Origin of the sequence: Sphingobacterium sp. UBA3519, from assembly GCF_002377215.1 — a bacterium.
Classification (GTDB): domain Bacteria; phylum Bacteroidota; class Bacteroidia; order Sphingobacteriales; family Sphingobacteriaceae; genus Sphingobacterium; species Sphingobacterium multivorum.
Window position 1 is genome coordinate 33,240 of record NZ_DFPI01000006.1, and the last position, 17,120, is coordinate 50,359.

The 17,120-nt window shown below is 38.6% G+C and carries 15 protein-coding genes; 10 read left to right on the plus strand and 5 right to left on the minus strand.

The features are described 5' to 3' along the window. The first annotated feature begins 86 nt into the window (after positions 1-86). Positions 87-632, plus strand: a complete 546-nt coding sequence (locus B3297_RS02210) for a YcxB family protein (protein ID WP_286778368.1) — start codon at positions 87-89, stop codon at positions 630-632. 270 nt (positions 633-902) lie between these two features. Continuing rightward, positions 903-1,463 (plus strand): plasmid pRiA4b ORF-3 family protein, encoded by a 561-nt coding sequence (locus tag B3297_RS02215; protein WP_286778369.1) that lies wholly within the window; start codon positions 903-905, stop codon positions 1,461-1,463. A gap of 440 nt (positions 1,464-1,903) precedes the next feature. Here B3297_RS02215 and B3297_RS02220 read toward each other — a convergent pair. Beyond that, positions 1,904-3,267 (minus strand): IS3 family transposase gene (locus tag B3297_RS02220; RefSeq protein WP_414711981.1). Its coding sequence is split into 2 segments (ribosomal slippage): positions 1,904-2,946 and positions 2,946-3,267, totalling 1,365 coding nucleotides; the frame shifts between segments, so codons are not numbered across the junction. A gap of 134 nt (positions 3,268-3,401) precedes the next feature. Between B3297_RS02220 and B3297_RS02225 the strand changes: the two genes are divergently transcribed. Both B3297_RS02225 and B3297_RS02230 read left to right on the plus strand, forming a co-directional pair. Next, entirely contained in the window at positions 3,402-4,139 is a 738-nt protein-coding gene (locus tag B3297_RS02225) for a hypothetical protein (protein WP_286778370.1), read from the plus strand. A 421-nt stretch (positions 4,140-4,560) separates the two neighbouring features. After that, complete coding sequence (locus B3297_RS02230; RefSeq protein WP_075991705.1) at positions 4,561-5,088, plus strand: hypothetical protein; 528 nt, start codon at positions 4,561-4,563, stop codon at positions 5,086-5,088. A 69-nt stretch (positions 5,089-5,157) separates the two neighbouring features. Here B3297_RS02230 and B3297_RS02235 read toward each other — a convergent pair whose 3' ends face one another. After that, on the minus strand, positions 5,158-7,509 hold the full coding sequence (locus tag B3297_RS02235) for a BamA/TamA family outer membrane protein (protein ID WP_286778371.1): 2,352 nt from the start codon (positions 7,507-7,509) through the stop codon (positions 5,158-5,160). Positions 7,510-7,517: 8 nt separating this feature from the next. Here B3297_RS02235 and B3297_RS02240 point away from each other — a divergent pair, with 8 nt between their 5' ends. Next, positions 7,518-8,267 (plus strand): TrmH family RNA methyltransferase, encoded by a 750-nt coding sequence (locus B3297_RS02240; protein WP_070567214.1) that lies wholly within the window; start codon positions 7,518-7,520, stop codon positions 8,265-8,267. Between the two features lie 25 nt (positions 8,268-8,292). Here the strand turns inward: B3297_RS02240 and B3297_RS02245 are convergent, their stop codons facing one another. Then, positions 8,293-8,673: a VOC family protein gene (locus B3297_RS02245; RefSeq protein WP_112374217.1), complete on the minus strand. Its 381-nt coding sequence runs from the start codon at positions 8,671-8,673 to the stop codon at positions 8,293-8,295. A 221-nt stretch (positions 8,674-8,894) separates the two neighbouring features. On the opposite strand from B3297_RS02245, the gene B3297_RS02250 reads away from it, so the two are divergent. From B3297_RS02250 to B3297_RS02270, 5 genes are all read left to right on the plus strand, one after another. After that, positions 8,895-10,070: an MFS transporter gene (locus tag B3297_RS02250; protein WP_070567216.1), complete on the plus strand. Its 1,176-nt coding sequence runs from the start codon at positions 8,895-8,897 to the stop codon at positions 10,068-10,070. 108 nt (positions 10,071-10,178) lie between these two features. After that, positions 10,179-11,093 carry a hypothetical protein gene (locus tag B3297_RS02255; RefSeq protein ID WP_112374218.1) on the plus strand — a complete coding sequence of 305 codons (915 nt, stop codon included), beginning with the start codon at positions 10,179-10,181 and terminating at the stop codon, positions 11,091-11,093. Next, positions 11,090-11,767, plus strand: a complete 678-nt coding sequence (locus tag B3297_RS02260; RefSeq protein WP_112374219.1) for an ATP-binding cassette domain-containing protein — start codon at positions 11,090-11,092, stop codon at positions 11,765-11,767. The genes B3297_RS02255 and B3297_RS02260 overlap by 4 nt, the downstream gene beginning before the upstream one ends. A gap of 26 nt (positions 11,768-11,793) precedes the next feature. After that, positions 11,794-12,342: a GNAT family N-acetyltransferase gene (locus B3297_RS02265; protein ID WP_112374220.1), complete on the plus strand. Its 549-nt coding sequence runs from the start codon at positions 11,794-11,796 to the stop codon at positions 12,340-12,342. Positions 12,343-12,485: 143 nt separating this feature from the next. After that, complete coding sequence (locus tag B3297_RS02270; RefSeq protein ID WP_115047656.1) at positions 12,486-15,221, plus strand: DNA gyrase/topoisomerase IV subunit A; 2,736 nt, start codon at positions 12,486-12,488, stop codon at positions 15,219-15,221. A 96-nt stretch (positions 15,222-15,317) separates the two neighbouring features. Here B3297_RS02270 and msrA read toward each other — a convergent pair whose 3' ends face one another. After that, the gene (msrA, locus tag B3297_RS02275) at positions 15,318-15,833 is read right to left on the minus strand and encodes a peptide-methionine (S)-S-oxide reductase MsrA (protein WP_070567226.1); all 516 of its coding nucleotides are present in this window, start codon (positions 15,831-15,833) and stop codon (positions 15,318-15,320) included. A gap of 151 nt (positions 15,834-15,984) precedes the next feature. Next, on the minus strand, positions 15,985-17,016 hold the full coding sequence (locus B3297_RS02280) for a N(4)-(beta-N-acetylglucosaminyl)-L-asparaginase (protein WP_070567228.1): 1,032 nt from the start codon (positions 17,014-17,016) through the stop codon (positions 15,985-15,987). Between the last annotated feature and the right edge of the window lie 104 nt (positions 17,017-17,120).

The following is a 17,120-nucleotide window of genomic DNA, read 5'->3' on the forward strand; positions in this document are numbered from 1 at the left end:
TCTGCGCTATATTTAATTCGAAGTTTTTTTTAAATGAAATTAATGTATTATTTTTAGATACTATTGGCCATAATATTGAACAGACAATGAGATTAGAATATCCTATCGATAAAAATGATTACCTAATTCATCAACTTTTTTTGGCTTCGAAATCTGAACGAGTTAAAAAAAAACGTCAACGAAGTAAAACAATTTTTCTTATCCTCTTTCTTTTATTATCCTTTTTATGGGCAATGAAAACACAATATGCTGTTGCATCAATTCTTGCCATTACTGGGATATTATGGTTCTTCTTGTATCCCGTATGGGAAAGAAGGCATTACATTAATCATTACAAAGCCTTCATTAATGAGAATTATATTGGCATAGAAGGGAAAAGAGCTACAATTGAATTAAACAATGAGTATATCGTATTTAAAGATGAAGGCAGTGAGGGTAGAATAATGATCAAAAAGATTGAAGAGATATACGAAATACCCTCTCACATATTTATAAGATTAAATAAAGCACAATCTATTATTCTTCCAAAAGAAAGAATAGAGAACATTCCTGCTCTTATAAAACAATTAAAAGAAGTTACTTCTTCCGCGGAGATCAGGTATATTCGCGATGAAAATTGGCAATGGAAATAAACCGGATCAAAATACTTCTAATTTTCTGACAAATAGCCTTACTAATATGAAAAACCATTTCATCTGCATATGCACAATTGCCTTATATGTATATTTTGACACACAATGGAATAGGAAGCGATATTAGAATATCCCAAATCAGGGAGATAAGCTAAATACATTGGAATAACTATATTATTAGACTAGGTATCTGAGAGCGTGGGATTACAAGAATTACAGCTATTATGAGTTCTTTTATTAGTGAAGAAAAGAAAAATAAAATAAATACATATGCTATTACAATTAAAAATACAGATTAAAGGGATAACAAAACCACCAGTTTGGCGAAAGTTATTGGTTACTGATTACTTCACATTTGATCGCTTACATCACGTGATACAAGAAGCTTTTGGCTGGCAAAATTATCACCTTTATCAATTTTCTCCGAAAGGTTTTGGATCATATCCTGAGATTGCCATAATCGACGAAGATTGGGACGAAGGAAATACCGAAGATGCTGAAATGTTAATATTGAAAGACATTTTAAATCAGACAGGGCTAAAGTTTACCTACATCTACGATTTTGGTGATAGCTGGACGCACCACATTGTCATTGAAGACATCATAGACAAGCATGTATTAAAAGCGGAGTTACTGGAGGGAAAAGGTGCTTGTCCACCGGAAGATTGCGGGAGTACCTGGGGGTATCAAAATGTAAAGGATGTCATGAAGGATATACATCATGAAGAACATAGCGAAATGCGAACCTGGCTTGGTGTAGAAGAGGGTGAAAAATGGGATCCAAACTACTTTGATCTCCAAGCTGCAAAAAGGAGAGTATCAGCTGTATAGTGACAAAGTTCCGTAGCTCTTTATTTATCAATATAAAATTCACGGTGCTACCCATCAATAACCGATATTGTGTCCACTTCAATTGCGAACGCCTTGCGTTCGCAATTGAGCATACCTACTAAGCTGACTATATTGACCGAACGTATAACCAATAAAAATTGACAACCAGATTACTAATTACCGTCTATGTATTTTAAGTGCTTAAACGTTCTATCTAAAGTATTATCAATTAATTCACTTAATGTTTAAATATAATGAAAGTAGCACAAAAAATCGTATATTAACATTAAATCACAGTCAAATGAAACGCATATATTATCTATTCGGTTTTTCACTGCTATTCGTTACGTTAACGTCAGAAGCCAAACTTTCAACAGCCAAAGAGCATACCTGTATGTCTTCAAACTAATTTGGACAAATGTCTAAGGAGTGTTTTCTGATTATAAAGCTATTAATTTTTGTTTTAAATATTCTGTTTTTCTGTTATTAATGGCCAGTTTTTTTAGGCTTTCTCTTTGTTTTAATATGAGTTCTCCACGACCATAATATACATCAGCTGGTGTCAGGTTTTTTAAAGACTCATGATAGCGTTCGTTATTATATTTATTTACAAACTCTTCTAGCGATTCTTTTAGCTCTTCTGGTGAATAATAATTGTTCAATTTGACCACATTTTTCATTGTCCTGTGATATCTTTCGATTTTTCCCTGGGTCTGTGGATGTGCCGGTCTGCCATGCACCTGTTTCATTTCCAGTTCTTCGGTCAGGTATTTCCCGAGTTCCTTAGAGATATAACATGATCCATTGTCGGACAGTAACTTAGGTTTAGCCTTCGTTTTTAACTTAGCCTTTTCTATCGCCTTATCCACATTACGTATCACATCTTCATGCTTCATAGATGTGCAAAGCTCCCAATGGACAATGTATCGGCTGTAGTCGTCCAATATGGTGCTCAAATAATAATCTCCCCAACCTTTTATCCTGAAATAGGTAAAATCTGTCTGCCACATTTCATGCACAAAACTGGTCTTATCCTTGAACTCATCGGATGCACTGATCAAAATATGGCTTGGCGCACTGATCAGTCCCTTGTTTTTAAGGATTCGATAGACTGAAGATTCTGAATTAAAAATCTGGTGCTCATCTGTAATGTGATGTGCTAGCTCGCGTGCTGACAGATCGACCTTATCCAGGGCAACCTCGACAACAAATTCTTTAACCTGATCTGGAATACTGTTCCACTGTTGTCTGGAGTCTCTGTTTTTCAGCTCTAACCCCTCATAACCGTCTGTTAGGTACCGATCATACCAGCTGTAAAATGTACTTTTAGGAATCCCGAATTCATTTAAAGTACGCTTCACACCAATCTCCGATCGGGTAACCGTCTGAATAATCTCCATTTTTTCTCCTGCTGATAATCGCATATGCTTTTTGTATTTATCCGTTAATCCAGCAGATCCAAGCTTTTTTTTACGATATCGTAACGTAGTACCAGATCGGCAACCATTTCTTTGAGCCGGGCATTTTCTTTTCGGAGTTCGGCCACCTCATCTGATGTTGCCTCACGGGTAACATCGCCTTCAAGTCGCTTTTTTCCCGCCTCTAAAAACTCCTTGTTCCATTTGTAGAACTGAGACTCGTTAATGCTGTGATTACGACAGATCTCGGCAATAGAGTTTTCTGCGCGTAAAGCTTCCATCACGATCAGAATTTTCTGCTCTGCGGTGAAGATTCTTCGGGTACTGCGACGTACATTCTTGATGAAGTTTTCGGGGGTTGTTTTTTTTGGTCTTCCCATGATCATTAAAGTTAAATCTTTTTAGGAAAACACTCTCTTAGTTTTTAAACAATCGTGTCCAAATTATGCTGACGATTTACAAGCATACCCAAATATCGTCCGATCCTCCTTCTGACAATATAAAAAAGTATATGATTAAAATGGCTATTTCAGATGGGTTAGATAAAAACGCTATAAAAATAGAAACCGATACTTGGGGAGATGTTATTCTTTCAGATACCTGGAGAACCATTAAATTTAAACGAGGTAGTCTGGGTGAATATACAACTGTCAATAAGAGTGGTATTAAACTGACCATAAAAGAAGATTTTTCAGGAAATATTGTCGTAAAAGATGAGGATGGAGATAAAACTACTATCAGAAAAAATAGCAGCGGCGATTTTGATATCCCCGATCTAGACAGAAGTTCATCTACAGTTTTAAAAAATATACACGGTAATTTAGAAATACGTGATGAAAAAGGAAATGTAAAAACTGTATCAAAAAATATTTCTGGAGGTCTCGACATCCGAGATAATCAAGGCAATAGCTCAACGATATCCAAAGATATCTTCGGCAATCTGGAAATTCGAGAAAACAAAGGTAATTCAAGCCGGATAACAAAAGATATTCTTGATAATCTCACTATAGAAAATAGTAATGGTCAACGTACCACAGTGAGAACTGATATTCTAGGTGGTAAAACGATTGAAGACAATAGCGGAAATCGAGTTTCAGTTAGAAAGGATATTTTAGGAAATTATGATGCGAGTGACAATAAAGGAAATCGGGCTTCCGTCAAGAAAGATATCCTTGGAAAAATAACTATTGATGATCCAAAAGGTATTCTAAATGACGCAGTGAAATTGCAATTGATCCAAGAACTTTCAAAGAACTAAATTTTTCTGGAAATTAGCCTATTTTATAAGTGAATAATCCAACGTTACGATGGACCAAAATATTATCGATTGAATTATAGATGAACTAGCAAAAGACACAGATAAAAGCAATTCGCATGCTTTGCCCAACGAGGATAACACTTACAATTTACCCATAGAATAAAATAAAAGGAGGATTAACTGAAGCAGGAGATCGTACCTTCTTCGGATGAATAATGAAAAACCCTCGAGCCTATTTACAAAGGTTTCAATATTCGTATAGTTAAAGATTTTCAAAAGAAAATTAAAATCCCTAAAATTGCAGTCTCATTTCAAGGAAATCGGATTCAGTATATTAATGCTACTGATCTTCCAAACGATATTGACGCTACGGAAATAGGCCCTAAAAAGGGAAATAAGCGAGTTGAATAAAAATAAAACGATGAAAAAGATTATATTTTTTCTATTACTGATACCTTTTTGGGCGGCTGCTCAAGAGCAAAATATCCAAAACTTTATCGTAAAAGAAAACCTTTCCAAAAATGGAAAATTGGCTGTAGTTGCATTGGATTCACTTGGAAACACCAATGAAAACATCCATGGCAATTATCTATTTACAATCAATGGTTTCTCGCAAGCACTACAATTTCATGAGGGTGTCGCTGTCCCTAATCAGAAAATTGAGTCATCAACATTTGTATTCTTTAGCCATAAGAATCAACAAACTTCCAAAGGTCGCTTATTTTATATCTATAAGAGCGATAGCGGACTCTCTCCTTTTGCCATTAGCGGATTGATGTTTTTGATTATCCCGGCCATTGTATTAGGAATAGCCTACATGTTTAAAAAAGTGATTATGACAGCGATCGCACTGGCTATAGTTTTCTTTTTATTCAACCATTCACAGGGTTTAGACTTGAGTAAAATTTTCGAATCTATATTTTCAAGCCTCAAAAATCTCATCGGTTGACAACACGATCTCTCGGGAAATCACATTAATTGATGTGATCAAAGTAAATCATAACAAAACGATTGTACATTAGAACGGCATACCGATTCCAAAATTGTATTGAATAAAATTGTATCTGTCGGGTCTATGGGTTTCATAATATTGTGTCTTAAATTCCTTGGAATCAAAGAAGTGCTTGATAACCCATTGATCAGCACCTGAGAATTGTGGATCTTTTAGTTTCAGCCCGGCATCTAAGCGAATCACAAAATAGTCCGAATCGAAACGAAGTCCGAAACCGGTACCGATGGCGACTTGCCCAAGGAATTTATTGAATTTAAACTCTCCACCCGGATTTAGTTCTTCATCCTTCTTCAGTCGCCAAACATTTCCCATATCCACAAATGTCGCTCCATTCATCTTTGCGCCCAGGAAGTTATTAAGTAATCTGAATCGATACTCCGCATTCGCTTCCAGCTTAATCTCCCCCAACTGATCCAAATTACGCAGGTTTAAACGCAAATCCTCACTAAGACTCTGCCGGTTATAGGCACCAGGTCCCAAGGTACGCGCCTGCCAAGCGCGTATACCATTCATCCCCCCACTATAAAAGCTCTTTTCAAAAATCAACAGTTTAGAGTTATTACCATAAGGAATCGCTATCCCTGGATTAAAACGGAAGACAAACTGCCTATTTCCACCAAGATTTCGGTATAAACGATAATCGAATTCTGTCTTGGCGTATTGAAGAAAGGGCACACCAAATATTTTTTTCTCACCGTCAGCATTCTTGGGCAATTTTGCTAAGGAGCTAATAAGGTCCAGCACGTTTCCACTCACGTCCAATGTTCCTCTGAAATATTGAAAATCCTCCTTGCTATTCAATTTCTTGCCATTCAGGATAAAGGTATATTGTGTTCCTAAACCAAAATACTGGCGATCGTTGCTACGTACATACAACTGGTAGCCTTCCTGTACAAGCTTGTTCCGAAAATTGGAATCCAAGCGTCCATCCCGATACTCCAAAACGATAGGCGTAAAACTATGGTACTTATTTTCTGTTTCATACCAAGAGTAATTCAGCGATGTGATAAAATAGCGGTTTGAATAGGTTTTATCTTGATCGAACAACTGCAATGTCATCGAGTAGGTCGTTTTGGGCAAACCAAACTTCCCCCCTGGATTAATATGAAAGGGAACCATCAGACGAGGAATAACCAAATTTACGCCCGCTTGAAAATCGTTATTGAATATTTTGCTGGAAAGCCCACCTGCGAGGCGCGGATCAAACAATACACCATAACGTAATTTCACTTCCAATTGCTCCGAACCACCAAAGATATTGCGTTGTGAGAATGTATTTCCAATATTGAATCCGCTCATACCTGATCTAAAAGTATACTCCCCCTCTATCTGGTTTCCCATACGAGGTCTTGGAACGAAATCATAGTGCACATCGAGTTTATTGGAATCTTTTTTGACAAACTGCATTTTGACAGAACGAAAACCATTCATCTCGTACAATCGGTCATAGGATTTATTTTCCTCCCGCAAGGAATAGTACTGACCTGAGCGTAAATACATATAACGTTCCAAAGGTTTCCACCTGAAACTATTCGTTTCATCAACAAATAAAAGGCGTTTTGCAGAATCTAGGATACGACGTGGCTCCTTCTTCGACATTGTTCCATAATTCCTTATCGTCATATAAACACTGTCTATTTGATACTTTTTATGTATCGTAGAGTCAGATGGATTTTCGACATTAATTTTCAAGTCGATCAAAGGTCCATCGAGAGTTGAATCGACCCCAGCACGCATATATTGCCTTACATAATCGTAATACCCATTGTTTCGCATCGAAACATAAAGTTTCTCCCGCTCATCAAGCAACTTTGCGGCATCGTACTGGGTATTGGATTTTACGGAAGTTTTAGGAAGTACCTCCCGTTCAAATATTGCCTTTATATCTTCATCCTCAAATTTTCGATCTATATTTCTAACTTGATAAGGGACACCTTCATCCACTTTAAAATCGATATGTGCTCGCTTTTTGGAAACTGAAATTGTTGGTTCGACCTTAGCTTTGAAATAACCTTTTGAAAATAGAAAGCGTCGGATTTGATTGGCGGATAAATCGACCATTGCCGAATCCAACAAATGAGGTGGTTCGCCAACATTCCGAATTTTCTTGGTTTTATAACGCCCGTTTTTAGTATTGAACGTATTGTAAATAAATAGATTTACCCTTGAATTAGGTCTTATTTGATTGGAAATATACGTTTCGGATGATTCTTTCAATGCAGGGGTGACACCAGAAATCTGTACTTTTGTAACCAGAGCTTGGTCATCGTCAAGATATTTTGAAGAACGGCATGATGCAAAAAATAACACTAAAAGCGTTATACTTGCAAATCCGATAAAACGAGGATACTTAATCATCAATAAAAATGTTGTCAAAAGCGCAAATCAGTCTAATAACGTCTCTACAAAATAAAAAGTATAGAAAACAACACGGCCTGTTTATCGTTGAGGGTATAAAATCCGTGATGGAATTTATTTCATCAAGCTATGAGGTTGAGTCTATTTTCTACACGGGCGACGCAAACACAAAAGTGGGTAAAATCTCGCATAATATAAAATCCTATGAACTAACGGATACTGAATTCCAAAAGATTAGTACACTGAAATCGCCACAAGGTATCCTCGCTTTGGTCAAACTTCCTTTACAGCAGAAAATTGTACCAAGTAATTTAAAAAACAAGTTTAGCCTTGTACTCGATGATGTGCAGGATCCAGGCAATCTGGGTACAATTATCCGCACGGCGGAGTGGTTTGGAATCGAACATATTATCTGTTCCATTGGAACTGTAGACGCCTACAACCCTAAAGTAGTGCAAGCAACCATGGGCTCACTGGCTAGACTGCAAATCCACTATACTGATTTAACGGATTTTATTCCGGCTACTGGATTAAAAGTGTATGGCGCCCTACTTAATGGTCAATCCATTTATCAGACTGTGTGGGCTAATGAGGGGCTAATTGTTATGGGGAACGAGGGAAATGGCATCAGTGATGAAATAATAGCGTTGATCGATCAAGCTATCACTATTCCGCGCATAGGCCAAGCCGAATCACTCAACGTAGCCGTTGCAACGACCATCTTCTGCAGCGAAATAGTCCGGCAACAGTTGATCTAGTAAGCTATATGATCTGAATTGCCGCTTATAACTTTTGATGTAGCCCGATCCTATTTCCTTCAGAATCTTCAATCTCCGCAACAGCAAATCCCAGATCGGCATGAAAAGTGGCGGGATATAGCTCTTTTCCACCCAAGCTCATGGCCCTTTCCAACGTAGTAGATATGTTTTCTACATGTAAATAAAGGAGTACTCCCTCGCGTGTAGGTTTATAAATTTCGCCTTTCGCCAGGGCGCCAGTAATCCCAGATAAGGTTTCTTGAAATGGAAAGTAAGCCATGTGGTTATCGTCAAAATCTTCCTGTTCAAAGGTAAAATTGAATAACTGGCTATAAAACGCGATTGCGCGATTCAAATCCGATACCGGAATTTCAAAATAAACACCAGGATTTCTAAGTTCTTGCATGTTCTAAATAAAGGGTCTTCCCAAAAATAATCTTTTTTTAGGCACTAACGTCCTCGCCTTCGTATTTTCTATCTTATATAAAGAATTCTATTATTTTTCCACCAAAAGAAACCGCTTAATCGTTCCAAAAACTGTACATTTGCTCCATTCCCTAGAAGGATGGATAATCGCCACAATCCATTATTCTTTTTTGAATACTCACACACGATAAAAATAGCGCCATGCCAGCTGAACAGAAATCCATCTATACGCTTCAATTTATTTTACTTTGCTTAAGCTCACTCCTATTTTCTTCTAGCTTCAATATGATCATCCCCGAACTACCCAATTATCTGAGCAGTTTGGGCGGAGCAGAATACAAAGGGTTGATCATAGCGCTGTTTACATTGACTGCCGGAATTTCGCGGCCTTTTAGTGGTAAATTGACCGATCGCTGGGGACGTGTACCAGTCATGGCCATTGGATCCATTGTCTGTTTCATCTGTGGTTTTCTTTATCCCATTTTAACATCAGTCGCGGGCTTTCTATTCTTACGATTGATACATGGTTTTTCCACTGGTTTTAAACCTACCTCAACTTCTGCTTATGTCGCCGATCTGGTTCCACAAAAAAGATGGGGTGAGGCGCTTGGGATGCATGGATTGGCCTTTAGCGTCGGTACAGCTGTCGGCCCAGCAATTGGCAGCGCTATTTTCGAGGCCTTTGGTATCAATGTGATGTTTTATTGCTCTTCTTTCATGGCACTTCTCTCCATCCTTATCGTCATTAACATGAAGGAAACACTGGCGAAAAAAGAGAAATTCAATCTCTCCATGCTCAAAATAAACCGAAAAGATATCATTGAATGGCGTGCACTACCTGCGGGAATCGTCACGTTTTTATCTTACACCGCTTATGGAGTCATTTTAACCCTAATTCCCGACTGGAGTGAATACCTTGGACTCAAAAATAAAGGGCTATTTTTCCTAGCCTTCACCATTGCGTCAGTATTGATACGTTTTGTTTCCGGCAAAGTTTCGGACCGTTATGGAAGACCTAAGGTTATTGTTGTCGGAATAGTTATTATCGCGATTGCACTCGTTGCTATTGGCATTGGAAATAGTTTCATTGGCATGATGATCGGCGCAAGCATCTATGGTGTAGGCACGGGTATACTCTCCCCTGCTGTGAATGCCTGGACGATTGACCTTAGTTTACCCGAACATCGCGGCAAGGCGGTTGCAACCATGTATATCTCCCTTGAAGCCGGAATAGGACTTGGCGCACTGCTTGCTGGATTGTACTATAGTGATGTTATCCTACGAATTCCAGTCATTATGTATGCCAATGCAGTAGTTTTGCTACTTGCTCTGACCTATATGCTGAGCTGGCAGAAAAGACACAGGGCCGTAAAATAAAGAAATTCAAGCGTCAAAACGACCAACAATCGATCGTTGCAAGGCCGAAATAAAAATAAGGGAACAGTCCCTTGTTTTTAACTTCGATTTTTTACTTTTGATCGTATCATGGTTAGCAATTATTTAAAGCTTCAATATACTTTACTGTCTCGGCATATTCGCGCTACAGGACTGCCGGTTTGGCTCGCCTTTCTCCTGTTGTTTGGATTATGTTATTTTGCTTATTATGCATTGGTTCAATATCCGCTTTTTGGTTGTTATGCCCTACTGCTTGGCAATTTCCAAGCACTGTTTCTGCTCACAGAAAAAAACAGAAATGACTTTCTCAAAAATACATACAGTAAATACGATTTCCACAAAATCAGAATATTGGAAAATGGCTTGTTAACGCTGCCGTCCTTCATCATTCTTTTCCTCCACAACCAATGGGGCTATGCAGTGTTATTAGCTATTTTGGCTATTATCTTTGCATTTTTGACATTTAAGGCTTTCGGAAAATCTATTCCGACACCTTTCGCAAAAAAACCTTTTGAATTTATCATCGGATTCCGACGGAGCTACCTGCTCTTGCTTGTATTGTATCTCTTGGCCGGAATCGGCTTTTATGTGGCCAATTCCAATCTTGTTTTATTTTGTGTGGTTTGCATTGCGCTCGCCTGTGTTTTCTATTATCAATTACCGGAACCTATTTTTTACCTTTGGAATAACCATTATACACCAACAGTCTATCTGATGCGAAAGTTTAAAAGAGGAATTTTACAATGTCTACTCTTGGTACTGCCCCTTCTTTTTCTGTATGTTATAATCTTTCCATCGGATTTATTTAATGTCTGTATTGTATTGGGCGGAATATTACTTTTGCTTCCTTTTGCAATCACCTTAAAATACGTCGCTTATCCACGGGAGATCAATTTCCCCGAAGGTTTTGCATTGGCACTTTGTTTTAGCTTTTACCCCTTGATCCTCGCGCTCTTGCCCTTCTATTATATCAAAGCAATCAACAATCTAAAAAACCACTTATGATCGAGCTTACGAATATCAGCAAGTCCTTTGGACGGCATCAAGTGCTCCACGAGATTACTTACACTTTTGAAAGCGGAAAAGTATATGGTATCGTCGGTGAAAATGGCGCCGGAAAGACAACGCTGTTTCGATGTATTGCTGGACTGGAAACCGCCTCGGGAAGTATAAAATCTGATTTGGCGCCGCTCAAAAACAATTTAGGTTACCTGACCTCCGATCCATATTTCCTCTCTAAGCTCACAGGTGAAGAGTATATTTATCTGCTGACAGATGCGCGTGGTAAACAGATCAAAAACCTCAGTGAAAGAAATATTTTCGAGTTGCCCTTAAAAGAGTATGCGAGCGACTATTCCACGGGTATGAAAAAAAAACTAGCCCTGACAGCTACTTTACTTCAGGACAATAATTATTATATCCTTGACGAACCTTTTAATGGCATTGATCTACAAAGCAGCATTATTCTTACGGAGATTATATTACGCTTAAAAGCGATGGGTAAAACGATCCTAATTTCGTCGCATATCTTTTCCACACTAAAAGATACCTGCGATGAAATCTTGGTACTCGAAAATGGCAGAATCAGTAAATCTGTTAACAAAGAACTGTTCGGAGACTTTGAGGAGGAAATGAAAGAAAAAATACTACAAAAAGATATCGACAAATTGTGGCTTTAGCATGCCTAACACTTGAGATAAACAATATGGAAAAACACTTACCTATACTGGAAACTGAACGTTTAATTATCCGTCCAATAGAGATGGATGATGCCGCTTATTTTTTCGCGATGGATTCACAGCCGGAGGTTCATACCTTTCTGAATAAGGAGCCTGTTCAATCCATTGAAGAAATGAAAAAAGCCATCGCGCCTATTCAACAACAATATGAAAAATACGGTATAGGCCGTCTAGGGGTCGTTGAGAAATCAAGCAATCAATGGATAGGCTGGACGGGATTTAAATATATTGACGAATTGGAGAACGGACGTATCGGTTTTTTAGACCTTGGTTACCGTTTCAGAACGGAATCTTGGGGAAAAGGCTATGCGACAGAAGCTTCACAAGCCTGCATGCAATATTATAGAGAACAGCTGATCCATTTTGAAGTACATGCCATCACACATACGGGAAATCTGGGTTCAAGACATGTCTTGGAAAAAGTAGGATTTCAGGTGACTGAAGAATTTCATTTCGATCTATGGGATATTCCCTGTTATTGGTATGATTTGGCCACTGACAACGAAACAAGCTAATTATATTAGTTTTAAAAACTAATTTTTTTAACTTTTCATAGTTTCGCTGGGATAAAACAAAATGGTTTTGTATTTTTACACGTTCGAATAAAATACTATTTCGAACATTTCTGTATTGTACAATTTAATCTATTGCTGAGTAAATGAGTGACGAAACGAACTTCCCAACGGAAGATAATCAAGAAGAACTGGGATCAGGAAAAACAGAGAGCGGAAGTCAGACGATACCTTTATCAGGACTATACGAAAACTGGTTTTTGGACTATGCATCCTATGTTATCTTGGACAGAGCCGTACCACATATCAATGACGGTTTGAAACCCGTACAACGTCGTATCCTCCATTCCTTAAAGGAAATGGATGATGGAAGATATAATAAAGCTGCCAACGTCATTGGTAACACGATGAAATATCACCCACATGGTGATGCTTCTATCGGTGATGCCATGGTACAATTGGGACAAAAAGATCTCTTGATTGACTGTCAAGGTAACTGGGGTTTCCCAATTACGGGTGACTCTGCTGCTGCTCCACGGTACATCGAGGGAAGATTATCCAAATTTGCAAATGACGTTGTCTTCAATCCCGAAACGACTGAGTGGCAATTAAGTTACGATGGACGGAATCGCGAACCTGTCACCCTTCCTGTAAAATTCCCGTTATTATTGGCTCAAGGTGCCGAAGGGATTGCTGTTGGTTTAGCGACCAAGATTATGCCCCACAATTTCATTGAGCTAATTGACGGATCAATTCAGGTATTACACGGTGAACGTCCGAATATCTTCCCAGACTTCCCTACGGGTGGTATGGCCGACGTTTCAAATTATAATGAGGGGCAACGTGGTGGTAAAATCCGTGTACGTGCAAAAATTGAAGAACGCGACAAAAAGACGCTCGCAATTACAGAAATTCCATTTGGAACGACAACCGGCGGTCTGATTGAAAGCGTGGTTACCGCAAACGATAAGGGAAAAATTAAGATCAAAAAAATCGAGGACAATACAGCGGGAAATGTAGAGATCATTGTACATTTGGCTCCTGGAATTTCTCCCGATGTAACGATCGATGCATTATATGCCTTTACCGCCTGTGAAGTCTCTATCTCTCCTAACACCTGTGTTATCAAGGATGAGAAACCTCACTTTATGAGTGTCAACGACATTCTGACTGAAAACACAATAAACACCAAAAATTTATTGAAACGAGAATTGGAGATTCGTTTAAACGATCTTCAAGAAAAAATCTTCTTCAGTAGTTTATTAAAAATATTTATTCAAGAGGGGATGTACAAGCATCCGGATTATGAAAATGCAGGTGACTTTGAGGTTGTTGTGCAAGTTCTGAATCGCTTATTTGAGCCTTTCTTCGATCAATTTTACCGCGAGATTCGTCCAGAAGATTACAAAAAATTGATCGATAAACCAATGAGTAGCATTACACGTTTCGACGTTAAAAAAGCGGACGAAATGATGAAAACACTCGAAAATGAGATCAAAGAAGTCAAGCGTCATCTACGTCAATTGACGGAATATGCCATTGCATGGTTTGAGAAATTGCGTGATAAATATAGTAAAGACCGCGAGCGTAAAACTGAACTGCGGGTATTCGACAAAGTAGAAGCGACCCAAGTTGCGCTAGCAAATACCAAACTATATGTCAATCGCGAAGAAGGATTTATTGGTTCGGGAATGAAGAAAGATGAGTTTGTATGCGACTGTTCGGATATCGACGATATTATTGTATTCCGCGAAGATGGCAAATATGTTGTCAGTAAAATTCAGGATAAAGTATTTGTTGGAAAAGGAATTATCCACGTTGCTGTTTTCAAAAAAGGTGATGAACGGACAATCTATAACGCCATCTATAAAGAAGGTGAAACTGGAACCAGTTTTATCAAACGTTTCTCGGTAGTAGGAGTTACGCGAGATAAGGAATATGATGTGTCCAAGGGATCCAAGGGCTCAAAAATCCTGTATTTCACAGCCAATCCCAATGGTGAAGCGGAAGTCGTTAATATACAGCTTAAGCCGCACACAAAATTGCGTAAGTTGAATTTTGACATGGACTTTGCCGAGATTGCAATCAAGGGCCGTGCTTCACAAGGAAACATTGTATCAAAATATCCTGTCAAAAAAATCAGCTTTAAAAGCTCTGGAGTCTCCACACTAGCAGGACGAAAAATATGGTACGATACCATCATGAAACGTCTAAACGCAGATGAGCGTGGACAATACCTTGGCGAGTTTGACGGCGACGACAAGATATTAGTAGTCCTTTCGGATGGTAGCTACGAATTAGCAAACTTTGATCTAAGCAACCACTTCGACGAGAAAATGATCCGGATCGAAAAATATTATCCAGACCATATCTATACAGTCGTGCATAAGGACGGCAAGAGCGGAACGTACTTTGTCAAACGTTTTAAATTTGACGATCAGCCTATTGGAAAACGTATTTCCTTTATCAATGAAGATGCAGGATCCAAACTGATCCTGATGAGTAATGCAGCTGAACCGATGGTCAAATTGGAGATTTTAAAAGGCAAATCCCAAACCGAAGAAACCCTTGATCAACCTTTGACTGAAATTATTGACGTAAAAGGAATAAAAGCGCAAGGAAACCGCCTATCTTTCCATACCGTAAAATCGGTTACACTATTGACAGCGGATGAAGATTTAAGTCAAAAAAGTAAAGAAAAGGCAGCCGAATCAAGTACTGATACCACAGAACCAACAGTTGATAGTACGACGACAGAAGTTGACAGTTCCGTGAACGAAAAAGAGGTCGAGTCAACCGAAAAAAATGACGACATCAAATTGGAGATCACCAATCCAAATGATATTCAAATCGATGATAAAGGACAGATGGAAATGTTCTAACTCATATTAAATACACAAAAAAAGCTCGAATAAATATTCGAGCTTTTTTTTGGGATACAACACCTTAAATATTGTCTTTTTAAAAATATTGTCTTTTTAAGCTTTAAATTCTTTTAGGAATTTTTGAAGTTTTGGAGCAATGACTACTGAACAAAATGGATTTTCAGGATGATCATTGAAATAATTATGATGATAATCTTCTGCCAACCAAAATGTAGACGCAGGTTCTACCGCTGTGACAATAGGGTCCTCGTAAACATCCTCATTTTCCAATTCATCGATAAAATTCTGTGCTAAGATCTCCTGTTCTTCATTATGATAAAAAACAACTGATCGATACTGCGTACCCACATCGTTACCTTGACGGTTTAATGTTGTCGGGTTATGGGTCTTAAAGAAGATTTTCAAGAGATCTTCGTAATTCACCAGCTCTTCGTCATATTCTAACTCGACAACCTCAACATGATCAGTTGTCCCCGTACAGACCTGCTCATAAGTCGGCTTATCTACATGTCCCCCCATATAACCAGGTAATACCGATGTTACCCCTTCAGTGTTTTGGAAAATAACTTCTGTACACCAAAAACATCCTCCTCCAAATGTTGCTTTCATACTTTTATAACCTTGCGTATTTTACTCTTACTTTTATAAACCTATAGCCGATGCATCAGCTGCGGCTATAAGTTTAGACAAATATAATGATTAATCGGCAATGATATACCTTGCTATCATCGCTCCTCGAACCCGTAAGCCCCTATTTTTACTATTTATAGTAGTGCTTTCCTTTAATCAATAAATCTTGTTGTTTACTGTCACAAACCGCATAGGAAAAACCTTGTTGTAGCGCATAGGCACCATATTCCCCTTTTTTATTAATTGCTAAGAATCCAACTTGGATTTCCTTTGCAATTGCAGGCTTCTTCTTAACGATACGCATAACAGCTTCCTTACAGGCATCTTCGGGAGAATAACCCTGACGCATCAATTCGACTACCAAAAAACTACCTACATTTCGGATAACTTCTTCACCAACTCCGGTCGAAGTAGCACCCCCAACTTCATTATCGACATAAAGTCCGGCTCCAATAATAGGGCTATCTCCTACCCGACCATGCATCTTGAAAGCCATACCACTCGTGGTGCAGGCTCCAGAAATATTTCCATTGGCATCCAACGCCAACATACCGATCGTATCGTGGTTGTATTGATTTCCCGGCAAACGTTCTGCGGCAAAAGATTGGTTTTCAATATTGGCTACAGGTTTGTATTTTTTCTCTTTCAACCATTCCTTCCAGGCCTTTTCACCTTCCGGGGTCAGTAGATTTTCTTCCTTAAAACCATTTTCTAACGCAAATTGCAATGCGCCTTCGCCTACTAGCATGACATGGGGTGTTTTTTCCATAACCAGCCGTGCTACAGATATTGGATGTCCAATTTTTTCCATTCCGGCAACAGCACCGCAGTTACCATCCGCATCCATGATACAAGCATCAAGTGTGACGTGACCGTCGCGATCGGGATAACCACCTTTACCCACTGTCATATTCTTGAGATCAGCCTCGGGTACACGCACACCTTGTTCTACCGCATCCAATGCCTTGCCTCCTTTGGACAATATTTCCCAAGCGGCTTTATTTGCTGCGATCCCAAAGTCCCAAGTTGAAATTACAATAGGGTATTTTTTAACACTGCCTTTTGCTGCAATCGTCAATCCTTTCGCATCAAATGCGGTTAATGTCCCCATTGTCGTCGCAGCAATCAAACCTTGCCGAATAAAATCACGTCTTGAACTCATTTCCTTATTACTACTTTATAAAACTATCGCTATTTATTAATCCGGCAAAAAACAATCATTAAAACTGCTTTCAGTCTACCGAATACAAGAAATTTTCATCATTG

Bases quoted from the DNA above. Each gene is read 5' to 3' on its own strand.
- B3297_RS02210 (WP_286778368.1), top strand. From the start codon at position 87: ATGAGATTAGAATATCCTATCGATAAAAATGATTACCTAATTCATCAA.
- B3297_RS02215 (WP_286778369.1), top strand. From the start codon at position 903: ATGCTATTACAATTAAAAATACAGATTAAAGGGATAACAAAACCACCA.
- B3297_RS02225 (WP_286778370.1), top strand. From the start codon at position 3,402: ATGGCTATTTCAGATGGGTTAGATAAAAACGCTATAAAAATAGAAACC.
- B3297_RS02230 (WP_075991705.1), top strand. From the start codon at position 4,561: ATGAAAAAGATTATATTTTTTCTATTACTGATACCTTTTTGGGCGGCT.
- B3297_RS02235 (WP_286778371.1), bottom strand. From the start codon at position 7,509: ATGATTAAGTATCCTCGTTTTATCGGATTTGCAAGTATAACGCTTTTA.
- B3297_RS02240 (WP_070567214.1), top strand. From the start codon at position 7,518: ATGTTGTCAAAAGCGCAAATCAGTCTAATAACGTCTCTACAAAATAAA.
- B3297_RS02245 (WP_112374217.1), bottom strand. From the start codon at position 8,673: ATGCAAGAACTTAGAAATCCTGGTGTTTATTTTGAAATTCCGGTATCG.
- B3297_RS02250 (WP_070567216.1), top strand. From the start codon at position 8,895: ATGCCAGCTGAACAGAAATCCATCTATACGCTTCAATTTATTTTACTT.
- B3297_RS02255 (WP_112374218.1), top strand. From the start codon at position 10,179: ATGGTTAGCAATTATTTAAAGCTTCAATATACTTTACTGTCTCGGCAT.
- B3297_RS02260 (WP_112374219.1), top strand. From the start codon at position 11,090: ATGATCGAGCTTACGAATATCAGCAAGTCCTTTGGACGGCATCAAGTG.
- B3297_RS02265 (WP_112374220.1), top strand. From the start codon at position 11,794: ATGGAAAAACACTTACCTATACTGGAAACTGAACGTTTAATTATCCGT.
- B3297_RS02270 (WP_115047656.1), top strand. From the start codon at position 12,486: ATGAGTGACGAAACGAACTTCCCAACGGAAGATAATCAAGAAGAACTG.
- msrA (WP_070567226.1), bottom strand. From the start codon at position 15,833: ATGAAAGCAACATTTGGAGGAGGATGTTTTTGGTGTACAGAAGTTATT.
- B3297_RS02280 (WP_070567228.1), bottom strand. From the start codon at position 17,016: ATGAGTTCAAGACGTGATTTTATTCGGCAAGGTTTGATTGCTGCGACG.